The organism is Oligoflexia bacterium (assembly GCA_034439615.1).
In the GTDB taxonomy this organism is placed as follows: Bacteria; Bdellovibrionota; Bdellovibrionia; order JABDDW01; family JABDDW01; genus JAWXAT01.
Map to the genome: position 1 here is coordinate 32,352 of JAWXAT010000062.1, position 15,331 is coordinate 47,682.

Consider the following 15,331-nt stretch of genomic DNA (forward strand, 5'->3'; position numbering starts at 1 on the left):
CGGTGTTGATTAACCCGGTTAAACGTTTTTCCTCTAATGAAAGAATTAAAAATTTAAACTCACTTGATACACATACTTTTGATCTGTGTATCATTGGTGGTGGCATCACGGGCGCTGGTACGGCTCGCGATGCTGCTAGCCGAGGCCTTCGAGTTTGTCTAATTGAACAAAATGATTTTGCCTCAGGTACGAGTAGTCGCTCGAGTAAACTCATTCATGGCGGTATTCGCTATTTAGAAAATCTTGAATTTGGATTAGTTTTTGAAGCGCTTAATGAGCGGCATGTGCTTTTTGAAATTGCACCCCACCTTGTTCATCCACTGACATTTGTATTGCCCGTGTATCGCGGTGGACGTGTTGGGATGTTTAAAATGGGTGTAGGCATGTGGCTCTATGATGCACTCGCATTATTTCACGCTCCAAAATTTCATGAGCGACTGTCAGTAGAAGAAACAGTAGATCGTTTGATAACAGTTGAGCCTGAAGATCTTGTTGGGTCGTATCTCTATAGCGATGCATACATGGATGACGACCGGCTTGTTATTGAAACAATGCGCTCGGCTCATGCATTTGGTGCGGTTTGTGTAAATTATGTGAAGGCTGGTAAGGGAAGTTTTGATGAAAATGAGAGGCTTAATACTTTAGAAGCAGTTGATCAATTCACGGGTAAAAAAATGCAGATCCGGGCCAAACATTTTATCAGCACGGTTGGCCCCTGGACTGATCAATTCGCTTCTTCGCTTATAAAGTGGAAAAAAGTTTTAAGACCCACAAAAGGAATTCACATCACCATTCGTCGTGAGCGATTGCCTTTACAAGATGCCGTTGTGATGGCCACGGGTACAGATAAAAGAATCGTTTTTGCTATTCCGCGAAATGAAATAGTCATCATTGGCACAACAGATACTGATTTTCCAAGTGATCCATCAACGGTTCATACAGAGCGTTCAGATGTTGAATATTTAATTGATGTAATTGGTCGTTATTTTCCAAAATCAGGTATTCAAGAATCAGACATCATTTCAACTTACGCAGGTGTTAGACCCCTGGTTGATGACGGCAGTGGCAGTGAAAGTAAAACTAGCCGTGAGCATGTGATTTTACACACACCACAAAATGTGACGTTTGTTGCGGGCGGTAAATACACCACGTATCGACGTATGGCTCGAGATATTGTTGAAGAAGTACTTAAAAAAGAATTCACTCTTGAAGAACGTATTCAATATGCGCGCAATCAAACACGCGAAGCCATTAACCCACTAGTTACGCCAGAAAAACTTAATGAAGCATTATCACAATCAATAAGCTGGTCTGCAAATTATGGTCTAACGGAAGCAGAAACAAAAAGATTGGCTGAGCGTCACGGTGTTGAAGCTCTTGAAATTTTAGAGGCCGGTGAAGAGAAGGGTTTGCAATCTCCATGGGAGATGGAAGCGCTTTTTGCAATTCAACACACCATGTGTTTGCATTTGCGTGATTTTATGTTGAGGCGGACACCACTTTATCTCACTCACCATGATCATGGAAAATCAGTACTTGATAAAATTGCAGATGTTTTTCAGCGAGAATATAATTGGAGTCAAGACGAATTGATCGCAGAAAAACAACTCTATGAAGATCACCTCAAGCTTGAACTTGGCTGGCGTTAATTTTTTTCATATTGATTTTATTTACGCATACTTTGAATGACGTCTTTGATTTTGCCAAGGCCGGAGATTCCGTAACTTCCGAGAAATTTTGCAAATGACATCCCACCCGCTTTAATCACACCAAGATAACCATTGGTCAAAAGTGCGATCATTGAGCCGGTAACTTTAATTTTCATATTTTTATTTAAATAACTTTTTGCGATGTTGATTCCTAATTCAGCAATATCGTTGCTCGGGTCATTCACAAGACTTTCAACAGCTTGTGTCTTCATGGTAAAAACCACATCTGGATCTTTAGCAGGACGTTGTTCGAATCGAGGTTTATTGCCATCTTTGAAAAATGCGCAGGAGAGACCTTCTACGATTATGCCGATTTCAACACTCTGCCGCAAAGAGTCGGCCGCAGCCTCACAGGCTGAACGGGTTTCAAAAAATTTTTTCAACTCTTCGAAAGCTTGCTGATCAGTCATACTTAGCATAGTATTTAATTCGATCAGAAATACAAGGATAACAAATGAAACAAAAACAACATGCACTACTAGACCCCACTGACAACCCACGTACATGGAACAATCCCAAGAAAATGGCTATCGCTCGCAACATGCTTGAGCGTTACACGGGGTCTTTGGCAAAAGAATTCAACAAGCACATCATTCTCACTAATTTTGAGTATTATATGGACCGTTTTAGTAAGCGATACAATGCTCCGCTGAAATCAGGTTCTATCATGAGAGTCGCTCACAGTAAGTCTTTGGGGGTGAGTATTGTTGATTTTAAAATTGGCAGTCCCACAGCGGCGTTAGTTATTGAGATGCTTTCTGCAATATCTCCTGATGCGGTGCTCATGTTGGGTATGTGTGGTGGTTTACATCGAGATTTGAAGATTGGTGATTTCTTATTACCCATGGCCGCGATTCGTGACGAGGGGACAAGTACGCATTTTATGCCTCCACAAGTTCCCGCACTTCCTGCTTTTAAAATTCAAAAATTTATCAGCCAAGTTATTTTAGAAAAAAACCTGAAATACCAGACAGGCGTGGTTCACACGACGGATTATCGGTTCTGGGAATTTGATCAAGAGTTTAAGAACGTACTGCGTCGTGAAAAAGTAGCAGCTATTGAAATGGAATGTGCGACTTTGTTTGTTACATCGTTTGCTTGTAAAGTTCCCTGTGGAGCGCTTTTGTTGGTAAGTGATTTGCCGCTTAAAAGAATTAAAACTAAAGCGTCAGCGAATCGAGTTTTTAGAGATTATACAGACAATCATTTAGAAATCGGCGTGCAAGCGATGACTGAAATTGACGAGCGTGGTGACAAGGTGCGACATTTCGAGTGGTAAAAATTAATTTCCCTCGTTGATTCGATCACTTGACTTCTGCTCCCAAAGATAAGTTTAATGAGTAAATGGGATTCTTCGATAAATTTTCAGATTATTTTTCAAACGATATAGCCATCGATCTGGGCACAGCCAATACTTTGGTATTCGCTCGTGGTCGCGGAATCATTCTCAATGAACCCTCTGTTGTTGCAGTACAGAAAAATTATCGCGGAATGCAAAATCGAGTTCTCGCTGTTGGCCGTGAGGCAAAAGAAATGTTAGGCAGAACACCCGGTTCAATTGTGGCCATTCGTCCGATCAAAGACGGTGTCATCGCGGACTTTGAAGTTACTCAAAGCATGCTCAAATATTTTATTTCAAAATCAACAGGCGGAAAAAAATCTCTTGTTCGCCCGCGTATTATCATCTGTGTTCCCTACGGGATCACACAGGTTGAAAAGCGCGCTGTAAAAGAATCAGCACAATCAGCTGGAGCTCGCGAAGTATATCTTATTGAAGAGCCCATGGCCGCAGCTATTGGCGCCGGACTTCCGATCACTGAGCCTAGTGGTAATATGGTCGTCGATATCGGTGGTGGAACAACGGGTGTAGCGGTCATCAGTCTTGGCGGCATCGTATATTGTAAATCAATTAAAATTGCTGGCGATAAGTTTGATGAAAGTATTGTGAATTATGTTCGACGCCAATTTAATCTTCTAATTGGTGAAAGAACGGCTGAGAATATTAAGATGGCCATTGGTAACGCGTATCCTTTTGAAGTAGAGCGCGTGATGGAAATCAAAGGCCGTGATCTTGTTGCTGGTGCGCCAAAAACAATCGAAATTACTTCCACACAAGTACATGATGCATTGACTGATTCTGTAAATGAAGTCGTTGATGCTGTTAAAACAGCGCTTGAGAAAACTCCACCTGAGCTTGCTTCAGACATTGTTGATAATGGAATTGTTTTAACGGGTGGTGGGGCATTACTTGCGAATTTAGATATTTTATTGCGTGAGCGCACAGGACTTCCGGTTTCTTTAGCCGAAGATCCGCTTACTTGTGTTGTTTTGGGTTCAGGAAAAGTGCTTGAGGAACTTGATCTACTCAAGCAACTCACAACGGATTAAGCATGCTCACAGAGGCCCACTATCGGGCGGTCCTCAACTTTTTCTACTTTCTATTGCAAGACGAAGGAATGTCCATCAGCGCGTCCTTCAAAACAATCAAGCAGATTCAAAAAACAATTTCTAAAAATGAATATCTCCTACTTGATGTCGTCGTTATTAAAACAATGTATGAAGTTTTAAATAAATATCTCGAAAAACATAAAATGAGTGCGGGAGCACCGCCTCGATCTGATTGGAAATCACCAAAGCCAGAGTACCTCATTGCATGGAAAGAATTCATGCGTCGAAGTGAAATGCCCAGTAGTATCGCTTTGGTTTTAAGATACATTCTTGATTATCCGCCAAATGTAATCGCTGAGGCACTAGAAGTTCCCATAGGCACAATCTATTTTAGGCTTGGGCGCGGGCTAGAGTCTTTTGATCAAAATTCAATTCTCAAGGCGATGGTGAAAAAATGAGCACAGAGCGAAAACTCAGCTGTTTTTTCAGTCGCGAATTATTTCCACTCTATATTGAGGAGCAATTAGATAACGCTCGACGTGAGCAAGTAGAGGTTCATCTAAAAGAATGTCAGCTGTGTCTTGATGTTTTTGAAAGGGTGAAAAAAAATCGTAAAATTCTTATAGAACTATCTGAAACAAAATGCAGTGCTGAAGTCGTAACTTTCTTACAAAAAGAACATCACTTTTGGAGTGATTTTATTGCTCGCTACGGATGGAGTAAGTGGAATTCAAATCTTAAATGGGCTGCTGAACTTTGTTTTGTGGCCATTGCGCTTGCTGCTACAATTCATTTATTTCCTTGGCTTAATCTTGCAAAAAGTCTTCAAGGTTTTCGCCCTGGAATTCCAAAGACAATCCCAATCACACCGCCGGTTTCTGGTACAGATGTTGAAATTGATACAGACACAGCTGGTGTGGGAAGTCCTCCGGTTGCTCTCGTTCAACCATTTATTGGACCGCAATTACCGCCAGATGGTAAATTATCCCCTAGCGAAAAGTTACCAACAGTCGTTGCCGTCGTTAAACCTGCACCAGTTGCAGGGGTTGTTTCAGAGTCTGAAATGGGTGAAGAGTCTCCGATAAGTGATATGGCTCAACAAAAAATGGCAGGGTTTGTGTGGCGAGGGGCTGTTCAATTTGATGTGCTCAGCCCAGAAGTTGCAGAACAAATAACAAAATCTATTATTGCCCTGGGCGCAACAAAAGCCGGTAAAGTTGATTTAGGTTGGATACGTGGAACTCAGTTTTATTACCATTTTATTTTACCTGATGAAAATTATGAAAAAGTTCTTAGTGTTATCAACGCTCATGGTGGAATCGTCGATGTTAAAAAAGAAAAACACCCTCGCGTAGTTAAAAAAGGATACATGCGTATCATCATGACTCTTGAGCAAGAAAAATGAAAAGAGCGCAAAAATCTCTAAGGAGTATTCTAACTCTTTGGTTTTTAGCTTTTACAATTGTCCCGCTAGCATTTATTTCTGGTTATACCCTTGTACTCTATGAGTCTTCATTAAATTCAGAATTAAAAAAACGTCTCGAAGGCAATGTTCGAGAGGTTGGTGTGGGATTAGCTGATCTCGAAAGATTGATTATCAATAACGCTACGAACATTCACGCTGTGGATCCGACATTAAGTTATCATGTGGCAACAAGAAACATACAATCTGCTAGAAGAACAATCTCAGAATGGCTGCGAGTTCCTAGTACAAATCGCATCGTACTGTTTGATCGAGAGGGAAGGCTTATCATCTCTCAAATCAGAAATCCAAATGGCGAAATCAAAGCACAGACAAATCTTGAAACGGGTGATTTTTATCTTACCGATCAACTTTTAGAAGAAATTAATAGCAAAGGTCAAAAAACAGAACGCGAAGTTATTCCAGGTAAAGGGCTTGATCTTATGGTTTACACGCGTATCGTACAAAAAGGGAAGACCGTTGGTTATATTGAAGAGGTGGTAGAGCTAGGCCAAAATTTTATTTTAAGCCTTAAAAAAAGACTCAATCTAGAGGCTGTAATTTTTGATGATAAAGGGCAACCAGCCGCTGCGAGTAATCCAGATTTTTTTCTTTACCCAAAAGATTTTTTTCCAGGAAAATTTAATTCAGAATCTCAATCATTTTTTGATCTTACCAGTCGTGGTGAGCCCTATGGAATGATCATCAGACCAATTGTAGATACAAAAGGTAAACCCTATGTAACTCTGGGGCTTGCAACGAGTAAAATTGATGGGCAAAAGGTTTTAAAGCGCATCAAAGTAACACTTTTGACTGTAACAGTTTTAATTTTACTCTTTTTGATTCCCATATTGTTTTATGTTTCAAATAGGGTTGTTAAGCCCTTGAATCAATTAGTTGAGGCCACCCAAAGAATGGAGGGTGGTAAAGTGGTTCAAAACATGACCAACACCTCTGATACTGAAATTGGTATCTTGATTGATTCATTTAATCGTATGGCTAAAAATATTTCTACGGCACGAAAAGAGTTAGAGCAAAAAGTTGTTGAACTTGAAGCAATAAATGTTGAATTAAAAAATACACAAACATCTCTTGTGCATTCAGCAAAGATGGCAAGTCTTGGTCAATTAGTCGCCGGTGTTGCTCATGAACTTAATAACCCAATTGGTTTTATTTATTCAAACATGTCTCACTTACGTGAGTATGTTGAAAAACTTCGCACAGTATTAGATACCGCAGAAAAGAATCCTGAAAAATTAAAGAAAATTAAAGCAGATGTTGAATTTGATTTTCTTATTGATGATCTTCCAAAACTTATCGCCAGCTGTGAAGATGGTGCGCGCCGCACGCGTGATATAGTTTTAGGTTTACGTAATTTTTCACGCCTTGATGAAGCACAGCTTAAGAAAGTTGACCTTCATGAAGGTCTTAGCAATACCCTAAAGCTTTTAACTAGTGAGCTTAAAAATCGAATTAAGTTACATGAAGATTACGGGAAACTTCCCGAAGTGAGATGTTATGTGAGTCAGCTCAATCAGGTTTTTATGAATATTCTCAGTAATGCGGCCCAAGCCATTGAAAAGGATGGTGAGATCTGGATTAAAACCTGGGTAGAAGATAAATGGGCTTTTGTAACGATTCGTGATTCAGGCCCCGGAATTTCAAAAGAAGATATTGATAAGATTTTTGATCCCTTTTTCACCACAAAGCCCGTGGGTCGTGGAACGGGCCTTGGTTTGAGCATTACTTATGGGATAATGCAAAAACATGGCGGTGAAATCACCGTTGAGAGTAAAAAGGGTTGGGGAACAGAATTTAAAATCAAGATCCCAATTGACGGACCCTCGGACGAAAAAAAATCCCCAGCCTAGATTCTTTCGCATTACGCCTGGTTCATACAATTGCAATAGCTAAAACTCATGGAACTCATCAATAGCTACATGGCGGCTTCTTATTTTCGAAATCTTATTCAATCCCACGATGTCGAAGAATTCTGGGTGGTCGCACTCAACCCCCAATGCAAGGTGATCACTTCACGCATGCTCTTTCGCGGAACTGTAGATTCATGCTTGATTCACCCACGTGATATCTTTCGATTTGGAATGAGCTGGAATGCCACATCACTATTGGTTGCTCATAATCATCCATCCGGTGCAATTGAACCTAGTCAGCCAGACATTGAAATGAGTCAGCGGCTGCGAAAAGCTGGCGAACTTGTGCTGTTACCAGTGTTAGATCATATTATCGTAACAGCGCGAGCTCATTACAGTTTCGCAGATCAGGGGTGGAACCCATCCCTGCGCAGCGCGAATAGCGCTTTTTAAAATCATAAAGGTATTCTATATATACAAGCCTCTAGGAGTTAAAGTTTGGCTAAAAGATCAAAATCAAAAGATCGCTGTGAGCGCTGTTGTATCAGGCGTTTGCTTTGTCTTTGTTCGGTTATTCCTGAAATGCATCTTTCCACAAAACTTATCGTACTTATCCACAACCGTGAAACCAGACGTCCGACAAATACCGGAAGACTTGCAACACTAGCGCTTCCACATAGCGAGTTGCGAGTGCGCGGTTTAAGAACTCCGATGAATGAAGAGGGGCTGGTAGTTTCTGACAGACAAACTCTATTATTATATCCCGATGAGAACGCCGTTGAACTAAGCCCAAGTTATGTGGCGAGTTTTAAAAAACCAATAACACTTATTGTTCCAGATGGAAGTTGGCGTCAAGCTGCGAAGATGAGGTTTCGTGTTCCGGCCCTTAAAGATGTGCCTCATGTGAAAATACCAATGGGCGCAAAATCAAATTATCAGTTAAGACAAGAAACCAAAGAAAATGGTTTAGCAACCTTTGAAGCCATTGCACGCGCTTTTGGAATAATCGAAAGCCCTGAAGTGCAACAAAGGTTAGAAGATTTTTTTAAAATCATGGTCGAACGAACAATGTGGAGCCGTGGAAAAAAACTCGCCGAAGACTGTGAATCGCCGATACCACCAGAAGCTATTTTGTTTAATTCAAACGCAGGTCATGCAGGCTCAAGATAAACCAAACTTTTTAATTCATATATCCAAGAGCTTTGAGTTGATCTGTCGTATTTTTATCAACCTTCACACCGGCTGCTTTTAATCGACGCTCAAATTCTGTAGCGCGCACTCTTTGAATTTGTGCTGCACGTCGCTCACCGTCTTGAATGCGTGCTGAGTCTTCCAAAAATTCGGTTTCAGGATCCGATGCTTTAAAACGAGGTGTGTTTTGGTATGATTCAATAGTTGCTGATTGTTCGCCCATTTTTAATGTGTTCACATTTGATATCGCTGAATTATGTAAATCCATTGGCTGAACAGTTGGCGTATCAAGATACAAACCGCCTTGGTGACTGGGTAAAATTTGTTTTTGAGCCCAAGCTTGTTCTTGTTCAACGCGCGTGTGGACTTCTTTGATTCTTGAATTAATGGTTTTGTTGCTGTCTTTAGCAAAAGCCATATCGTTCACAAACACGCTAAAAATCACTACTATAAAGAACACAGAGTTCATCATAATTCCCCTCGTTTAGCTTACATATGAGCAAGCCAAATGCCACGCTGCGGTAGCATAAGTTGTTGATTTTACAGGGAGCTTATTGGCATTATTGATTACTCATTAGACAGATGTCGGCTTACTAACAAAGGGGTCTCAAAAATGTATAAACTCGTAGTTGCGTTATTGGCGGTTGTGTCTCTAGCTTCATGCGGGCCTAAGGCATTCACAAAGGGGGATTACGATAATCCAGAAAATGAAAATCTCCTCAATGATCAATTTTCAGAAACAGATATGCAAAAAATGGTTAAAGCATTAGTTACAAGTCTTGTAGCTTCAAAGCCGATTCAAAAAGCTGATAAGCCGCCCATCGTGATGGTCACAAAATTAGAAAATAAAACCAATGAGCACATTGATACCCAAAGCATCATGGACATGGTGAAGGTAGAACTCGGTCGAACTGGTTCAGTGGCATTTGTTGATAAAGAAGCGCGTGGAGATGTATCAGCTGAATATGAATATCAAGATTCAGGCATGATGGATAACACCACCAAAAAAGGTAAAGGCAAACAAATCGGCGCTGATTACATTATAAACGGTCGACTCGACACTATCGTTCAAGAAGTTGGTAAAGACAAAACCGTTTATTACAAAATCACACTGTATTTGACCAATCTCTCCACCAACATTTCTATGTGGCAAGATCAGCAGCAAATCAGAAAAGTTTATAAAAAACGCAGCATCAGCATGTAAAGGTCTTAATGAAAAAGTGTTTAAAGACGGGGCCAGCAGCGCTATCGCTGTTGGTTCTTTTTTATCTCACAGGTTGTGCTACTTACCCCTTTGAAACAAAAGGGGCGCAGAATGCATTTTACAGTGGTGATTACGTAAAAGCCGCTGCTGATTTAGAGGTTAAATCTAAAGAAGACGGCAAAGACCAAGTTCTCTATCTTCTAGATCGCGCCATGGCTTTACAGCTCATGGGTAATTTTAAAGAAAGTGAAAAACTTTTTATTCAAGTCGATAAACTCACCGAAGTTAAAGATTACACAAGTGTAAGCACTGAAGCAGCTACACTTTTAACCTCTGACAATATCAAGCAATACAAAGGTGAAGATTTTGAAAAAGTACTGATCAATGCCTTTAATGCCATCAACTATGTTTTAGAAAATAACTACGAAGATGCACTTGTAGAATGTCGAGTAGTAAATCATAAACTTCAAAAATATGTTCAAGAAGCAAAACTTAATTATGAACAAAATCCTTTTGCTCGTTATTTATCGGCGATTATCTGGGAGGCTTCAGGAAAAATCGATGATGCATATATTGATTATAAAAAAACATTCGAACTTACACCTGATTTTCCATACCTAAAAAATGATCTTATTAAGTGGGCTAAGCGCATGGGCCGAACAGAAGATCTAAAAAAGTGGGAAGAAAAATACGGTAAAGACGTTGTCGTTCTTTCTTCAAAAGAAGAGAAAAAACTTGGCGAAGTGATATTGCTTTATCAACAGGGTAAAAGTGCGGTTAAAAGGCCACATCCAAACTCACATCGATTTCCAAAATTTTACTCCCGTGGTTCAACAACTCAACAAGCGCGTATTGATATTTTAACAGCTGAGAATAAAACTGAACTCAGTCAAAAAATTTACAGTGTTTCTGATGTGGCTATCAAAACTTTAGACGAAGCTTATGCAGGAATCGTAGCAAAGCGCGTAGCGGGTGTTGTAGCAAAAGAAGTTGTTGCAGATCAAATCAGACAAAAAAATGAACTCCTTGGAGCCGTTGCCTGGATTAGCATGCACGTCATCGACCAAGCAGATCTTAGACATTGGTCTACATTACCTGAAACAATTCAAATCGCACGTTTACACGTTGCACCCGGGACACATACAATTAAAGTTGTAGGGCTTGATGCCTCCGGAAATCCAAGTGGTGAAGAAACTTCAGTAGAGGTTAATGTCGCCGCCGGAAAAAAGGCCTTCATAAATTGGCGTTCTATTAAATAGGATTCTGATTTTCTTAAACACTTCTCATTATGAGTCATTGCCAAATATTAAAATAATAGATAGAAAAGACAAATGAAGTGCCCATGCGGAACTACAAAATCATTAAGTGATTGCTGTGAACCTTTTATCAAAGGTACTAAAAAGCCTTTAACAGCTGAAGCTCTTATGCGTTCGCGATACACGGCTTACACACAGGGTGAGCTTGGTTATATCGCAGCAACGTTAGCGTCAGAAAGCCGACCAAACTTTGATGAAAAAGATGCTCGTGAATGGTCAAAAAACTCTAAATGGTTGGGTCTTGAAATTCTAAGCACCAAAAAAGGCCAAGAAGCTGACCGCGTTGGTACTGTAGAGTTTAATGCTAAGTATGAAAATGACGGTAAAGTTTTAGAACATCACGAAGTTTCTGAATTTAGAAAAGAAAAAGACACCTGGTATTTCGTAGACGGCGAGTCTCATGTTCACGAAGAAGGCCAAGGACACCACGAACCAGCTCAGCCGGTGGTCCGCGAAACGCCAAAGATCGGTAGAAATGATCCTTGTGTTTGCGGTAGCGGCAAAAAATATAAGAAATGCTGTGGCTAAAAATTAAAAGGTTTTGCCTTCTTTTTTCTCAGCTCCAAATACAAACCCAAGTCTTAACATAACAGTCAAATAACTCTGAATAGCTTTTGCATTTGTCCCATTAGGCAGACTCACATTTGAGTCAAACATACTGTGGTAAGTGAAATCAGCACCTGCCATAAAGTTTGTGCCTATTAGAAATTTTCCACCAAAACCCACATCAAGTCCAAAGGCTGTTGTGCTGTAGCCTGAGGGTACAAGGTTTGATGGATTCACAATATCTTCATTTGCTGAAACAAATTCAGCTCCACCGCGAAGATAAGGAATGAATAAATCAAATTGATCAACATTGTATAAAATTGATGCGCTCAAAGCATTTTGAGTCATGCTTAAACTGTTATTTGTATGTTTGCTGTTTAAATAACCCAATTCAAAATCAAGCCAATCACTAGCCGCATAGTCGGCGAAAACTCCCCAACCAAGTGCATTGCCATAACGGCTTCCTACGTCACCGCTGAGTCCGACATGACCTGCTTGAAATCCAAGTGCATGGTGGCCTTCTTCAGCTTGAGCGGTTTTATAAAAAAGTGTGAGAATAAATAACGTGGTAAATACAACGATGAGACGGTTCATTACTTCCTCCAAAAAAAAACCTGAGACTTTCATCTCAGGTTCTTCTATTACTTTAAAATCTTAATCAGTTATCTAACTCGTACTCACGAATCTTTGTTTCGATCGTAGCGAGTTTTTGATGAAGCTGATTGATACGGTCCTGAACAGTTCCAATATCCGTTCGCTCACCAACTTTTGCTAAACGATCATCCAACTTCTTTTGAATATCATCAAAAGAACGTGTGGTGTTGTCGAGAAGCTCTCGAACATCGATCGGTTCGCTGATTGTTCCAACGGCTACCGACATAGGCTTGTTAAGAGCACTTCCTAAATAACTGGAAATGCTGCCATTGCCCGTACGAATAATTTCGCGAAGAGTTTCGAGCGAAATATAATTTTTCGCTTTCTTCTCTGCTTCGAAAATAATCTGAGTCAATGTTGAAGCGGTGATGTCTTTCTTGGTTTTGTTATCCACGACCAGAACTTCTTCGTTTGCACGAATCATCTTAGCGATGTCTTCGAGAGTTACATAACAGCTTTGCTGCGTGTCATATAGCTTTCGGTTCTGATAGCGCTTAATAACTTTTGCATTTGGATTTGTTACTGCCGGGCTTTGTTGAGTTTGTATTTCCAAACAAACCTCCTCTGCTGGTGCAAGCGCACGATAAGTTATAACTCTTTCAAACTGCTCTACTTAAGTCCTAAAAATCAAGGTTACAATTACACCCTAGCCACATGATGTCAAGCGTGATGAAGGTACTTTATACAAGGTGTTGCATATGTTTTAGACGCACAGCTTCTTCACTCTTATGTATGACCGCATCAAGACTAGAGAAGGGTTAAAAAACAGCGAATAAATTTAAAATTCTGGACTCAAGTTTTCAGGCAACCCTACCGAGAAGTTATTTGGGTAGATGTTAGCTTTGGGAGGTTTAATGAAAAGACAACAAAATCATGGATTTACATCTTTTGACATTTTGACCCTGGTATTCAGTCTGGTGGTTATAGCGGCCATCAGCAGCCCTATCCTGTCAAGGAATATGGAATCAGATAAAATCGCTCTTACTCAAAAAGAACTAGAAAACGTAGCCCAGTCTTTAATTCAAAATAATGAGCCGATAAAAAACCCTGCTTCTCCAAACCGTGGAATTGCAAGTGTTAGAGCCGTGGCTGACATTATTGACCCTTGGGGAATGCCCTATCGACATGCGTTTTTACGAGATGGCAAAAATTCACCGAAAAAATTAATCGTGTGGAGCCTGGGTCCTGACAAAAGAAATGATTCCTATAGAGAAGTCACGCAAGGAGCCATCATAGAAGGTCCCAGTGTTTTTGAAGGTGATGACCTCGGTTCAGTTTTTTCTGCAGATTAAAACTTAGACTTTTACTTGCTGTATGATTCAAATTTCAAAATGAAATGTTTTCTAACTTAAGAGAATGAAGTCCGTTTAACATCAATCTTGCCAGCTATAGCTGTGTCACAAATATCAATAAGGTGTTTAGAGGTAACGAGGAAATTTTCTTTCATATCCTCGATTTTAAAACCAGAAAACCTATTTTCTATTTTCCATGATTCGGTCAAATCTTTCTTTAAATCTTCGACTGCATTTGGATTGAGAAAAAAATGACGGAGACTTTCCTCTTTCATAACCTGACTATCTCACAAGTCATTTCAGCTGCCAAGAAACCAAATAGTTTCTGACCGATGTTTGTTTCGAAATACAAAGCGAAATGAGTACCACAAGATTACACCTACAGAGTTAGGCTTCTATTAGATGCCTAACTTCATAGGGCGATGAATTCTGACTTAAGAAAATGAAGTCCACTAGCGGACTTAGTCATGAAGTACATTATGATTCAAATCAAGTTTTGCTATTCAATCTAGTGAATCCCCCAATTGACCGTCAACTCTCCATATAACGATTCATTGTCGATTTGCCAAAGGTGTGAAGCGCTTTGAGTTTATTGTGATTTGAACAAAGAAGTGTGAGGTTATCGAGTGTTGAAGTTCCCCCTAAAGCAAATGGAATAATGTGCTCGGTTTGGAGAAACCGATTAGCTTGGCAACCAAACTTTGAAACGGGATCAATAAAAGTACACTGAGATTTGGCCCGCACCCACACTTGGCGTTTAATGAGAGCGGGAATGTAGCGAGAGCGTTGAGAAGGGGGATTGTACTTCTCTGGGAAAGCTTTTTTCACCGCTTCAGCATTTGCTAAATCAGCATTGATTAAATTGGCATTGGCAAAATTAGCTTTGGTTAAATTAACATTCATTTCACAATCTCTACGCAAATCTTGCGCCTTTTGAGCCTTATTGTTTTTTGCCAAAATCTTCAAAGCTTTAACTTCTGGATCTTTCTTCTCAAGTGCGTCATCAAACAATGATTCAATGAGATCTCTAATCGTCTTATTCTTATGGGATGTGATATTTTTTAGCCTTTGAATCTTCTTCATCAAAACTTCATCTATCACAAGCTCAACTTTAAGATGAGTGCCGGAGACATATCGCACTTTCTCTGTTTGCTTTAAAGTCTCGGGCGCCAATGTCGCAAGTGTTTTTTCGATCTCCCTCTTTGACTTAGATTCAAGACTTATCACGAGTTCTAGTTTTTCTTCTTTTGTATAGGTCTTATCTTTTTTAGCCTCCTGATTAAAGAAATTCTGCATCTGCGACGCAGTAGTTAAACTTAAAGTACCAGTTTGAATACACTGAACCACTTCAGGAATTTGACAGACTAAATCAAGTGCTTTGATTCTTCGATGTGCGGCTCCGTCATCATATTTAAGTTCTTTCACGCAGTACTGATGAAATGATTCATATCCTCTTTCAAGATGAAGACGTCGAGATCTTACTTCACGTAAAAGTTCAATAATCTCTAAAGTAAGATTTCGTTCTTGTTGAACTTTACTACGAGTTAAATCCCACAGAACTTGATCAGAAATAGTTTTGATATTCATCACATGAGCCTCCATAAAAAAGTAATCACGAAAACAAAATCACCTTAGCATGGCTTTTTTAGAGCAAAGAAATTGGTGAGCTCAGGGAGAAATTAAAACAATTATTAAAAC

At 39.9% G+C, this 15,331-nt stretch carries 18 protein-coding genes; 12 read left to right on the plus strand and 6 right to left on the minus strand.

Annotated features, from left to right (window positions below):
• Positions 1-2: 2 nt before the first annotated feature.
• Positions 3-1,649 carry a glycerol-3-phosphate dehydrogenase/oxidase gene (locus SGI74_14220; GenBank protein ID MDZ4678649.1) on the plus strand — a complete coding sequence of 549 codons (1,647 nt, stop codon included), beginning with the start codon at positions 3-5 and terminating at the stop codon, positions 1,647-1,649.
• A 17-nt stretch (positions 1,650-1,666) separates the two neighbouring features.
• Here SGI74_14220 and SGI74_14225 read toward each other — a convergent pair whose 3' ends face one another.
• A complete protein-coding gene (locus SGI74_14225) occupies positions 1,667-2,119 on the minus strand; it encodes a hypothetical protein (GenBank protein ID MDZ4678650.1) in 453 nt (150 codons plus the stop codon).
• A gap of 44 nt (positions 2,120-2,163) precedes the next feature.
• Here SGI74_14225 and SGI74_14230 point away from each other — a divergent pair, with 44 nt between their 5' ends.
• The 7 genes from SGI74_14230 to SGI74_14260 all read left to right on the plus strand — a co-directional run bounded on the left by SGI74_14230 (position 2,164) and on the right by SGI74_14260 (position 8,600).
• Complete coding sequence (locus tag SGI74_14230; GenBank protein MDZ4678651.1) at positions 2,164-2,988, plus strand: AMP nucleosidase; 825 nt, start codon at positions 2,164-2,166, stop codon at positions 2,986-2,988.
• A gap of 65 nt (positions 2,989-3,053) precedes the next feature.
• Complete coding sequence (locus SGI74_14235) at positions 3,054-4,097, plus strand: rod shape-determining protein (GenBank protein MDZ4678652.1); 1,044 nt, start codon at positions 3,054-3,056, stop codon at positions 4,095-4,097.
• Between the two features lie 68 nt (positions 4,098-4,165).
• Positions 4,166-4,555, plus strand: a complete 390-nt coding sequence (locus SGI74_14240; GenBank protein MDZ4678653.1) for a hypothetical protein — start codon at positions 4,166-4,168, stop codon at positions 4,553-4,555.
• Complete coding sequence (locus SGI74_14245; protein MDZ4678654.1) at positions 4,552-5,502, plus strand: zf-HC2 domain-containing protein; 951 nt, start codon at positions 4,552-4,554, stop codon at positions 5,500-5,502. The genes SGI74_14240 and SGI74_14245 overlap by 4 nt, the downstream gene beginning before the upstream one ends.
• On the plus strand, positions 5,499-7,430 hold the full coding sequence (locus tag SGI74_14250; GenBank protein MDZ4678655.1) for an ATP-binding protein: 1,932 nt from the start codon (positions 5,499-5,501) through the stop codon (positions 7,428-7,430). Before SGI74_14245 ends, SGI74_14250 begins: the two co-directional genes overlap by 4 nt.
• Before the next feature lie 48 nt (positions 7,431-7,478).
• Positions 7,479-7,883 (plus strand): JAB domain-containing protein, encoded by a 405-nt coding sequence (locus SGI74_14255; GenBank protein ID MDZ4678656.1) that lies wholly within the window; start codon positions 7,479-7,481, stop codon positions 7,881-7,883.
• A 45-nt stretch (positions 7,884-7,928) separates the two neighbouring features.
• Positions 7,929-8,600 (plus strand): tRNA-uridine aminocarboxypropyltransferase, encoded by a 672-nt coding sequence (locus tag SGI74_14260; protein ID MDZ4678657.1) that lies wholly within the window; start codon positions 7,929-7,931, stop codon positions 8,598-8,600.
• 10 nt (positions 8,601-8,610) lie between these two features.
• Here SGI74_14260 and SGI74_14265 read toward each other — a convergent pair whose 3' ends face one another.
• Positions 8,611-9,090: a hypothetical protein gene (locus SGI74_14265; protein ID MDZ4678658.1), complete on the minus strand. Its 480-nt coding sequence runs from the start codon at positions 9,088-9,090 to the stop codon at positions 8,611-8,613.
• 144 nt (positions 9,091-9,234) lie between these two features.
• Between SGI74_14265 and lpoB the strand changes: the two genes are divergently transcribed.
• The 3 genes from lpoB to SGI74_14280 all read left to right on the plus strand — a co-directional run bounded on the left by lpoB (position 9,235) and on the right by SGI74_14280 (position 11,669).
• Entirely contained in the window at positions 9,235-9,825 is a 591-nt protein-coding gene (gene lpoB / locus SGI74_14270) for a penicillin-binding protein activator LpoB (protein ID MDZ4678659.1), read from the plus strand.
• An 8-nt stretch (positions 9,826-9,833) separates the two neighbouring features.
• Positions 9,834-11,084: a hypothetical protein gene (locus tag SGI74_14275; protein MDZ4678660.1), complete on the plus strand. Its 1,251-nt coding sequence runs from the start codon at positions 9,834-9,836 to the stop codon at positions 11,082-11,084.
• A gap of 72 nt (positions 11,085-11,156) precedes the next feature.
• A complete protein-coding gene (locus tag SGI74_14280; protein ID MDZ4678661.1) occupies positions 11,157-11,669 on the plus strand; it encodes a YchJ family protein in 513 nt (170 codons plus the stop codon).
• Positions 11,670-11,672: 3 nt separating this feature from the next.
• Here the strand turns inward: SGI74_14280 and SGI74_14285 are convergent, their stop codons facing one another.
• The gene (locus SGI74_14285) at positions 11,673-12,281 is read right to left on the minus strand and encodes an outer membrane beta-barrel protein (protein ID MDZ4678662.1); all 609 of its coding nucleotides are present in this window, start codon (positions 12,279-12,281) and stop codon (positions 11,673-11,675) included.
• A gap of 64 nt (positions 12,282-12,345) precedes the next feature.
• Positions 12,346-12,894, minus strand: coding sequence for a polyhydroxyalkanoate synthesis regulator DNA-binding domain-containing protein (locus SGI74_14290; protein ID MDZ4678663.1), 549 nt, complete (start codon positions 12,892-12,894; stop codon positions 12,346-12,348).
• A 301-nt stretch (positions 12,895-13,195) separates the two neighbouring features.
• On the opposite strand from SGI74_14290, the gene SGI74_14295 reads away from it, so the two are divergent.
• The gene (locus SGI74_14295; protein MDZ4678664.1) at positions 13,196-13,633 is read left to right on the plus strand and encodes a hypothetical protein; all 438 of its coding nucleotides are present in this window, start codon (positions 13,196-13,198) and stop codon (positions 13,631-13,633) included.
• Between the two features lie 56 nt (positions 13,634-13,689).
• On the opposite strand, the gene SGI74_14300 is transcribed toward SGI74_14295, so the two are convergent.
• Together SGI74_14300 and SGI74_14305 are read right to left on the minus strand one after the other, a co-directional pair.
• Positions 13,690-13,908, minus strand: a complete 219-nt coding sequence (locus SGI74_14300) for a hypothetical protein (protein ID MDZ4678665.1) — start codon at positions 13,906-13,908, stop codon at positions 13,690-13,692.
• Positions 13,909-14,164: 256 nt separating this feature from the next.
• On the minus strand, positions 14,165-15,220 hold the full coding sequence (locus SGI74_14305; protein ID MDZ4678666.1) for an HNH endonuclease signature motif containing protein: 1,056 nt from the start codon (positions 15,218-15,220) through the stop codon (positions 14,165-14,167).
• Positions 15,221-15,331 lie beyond the last annotated feature (111 nt).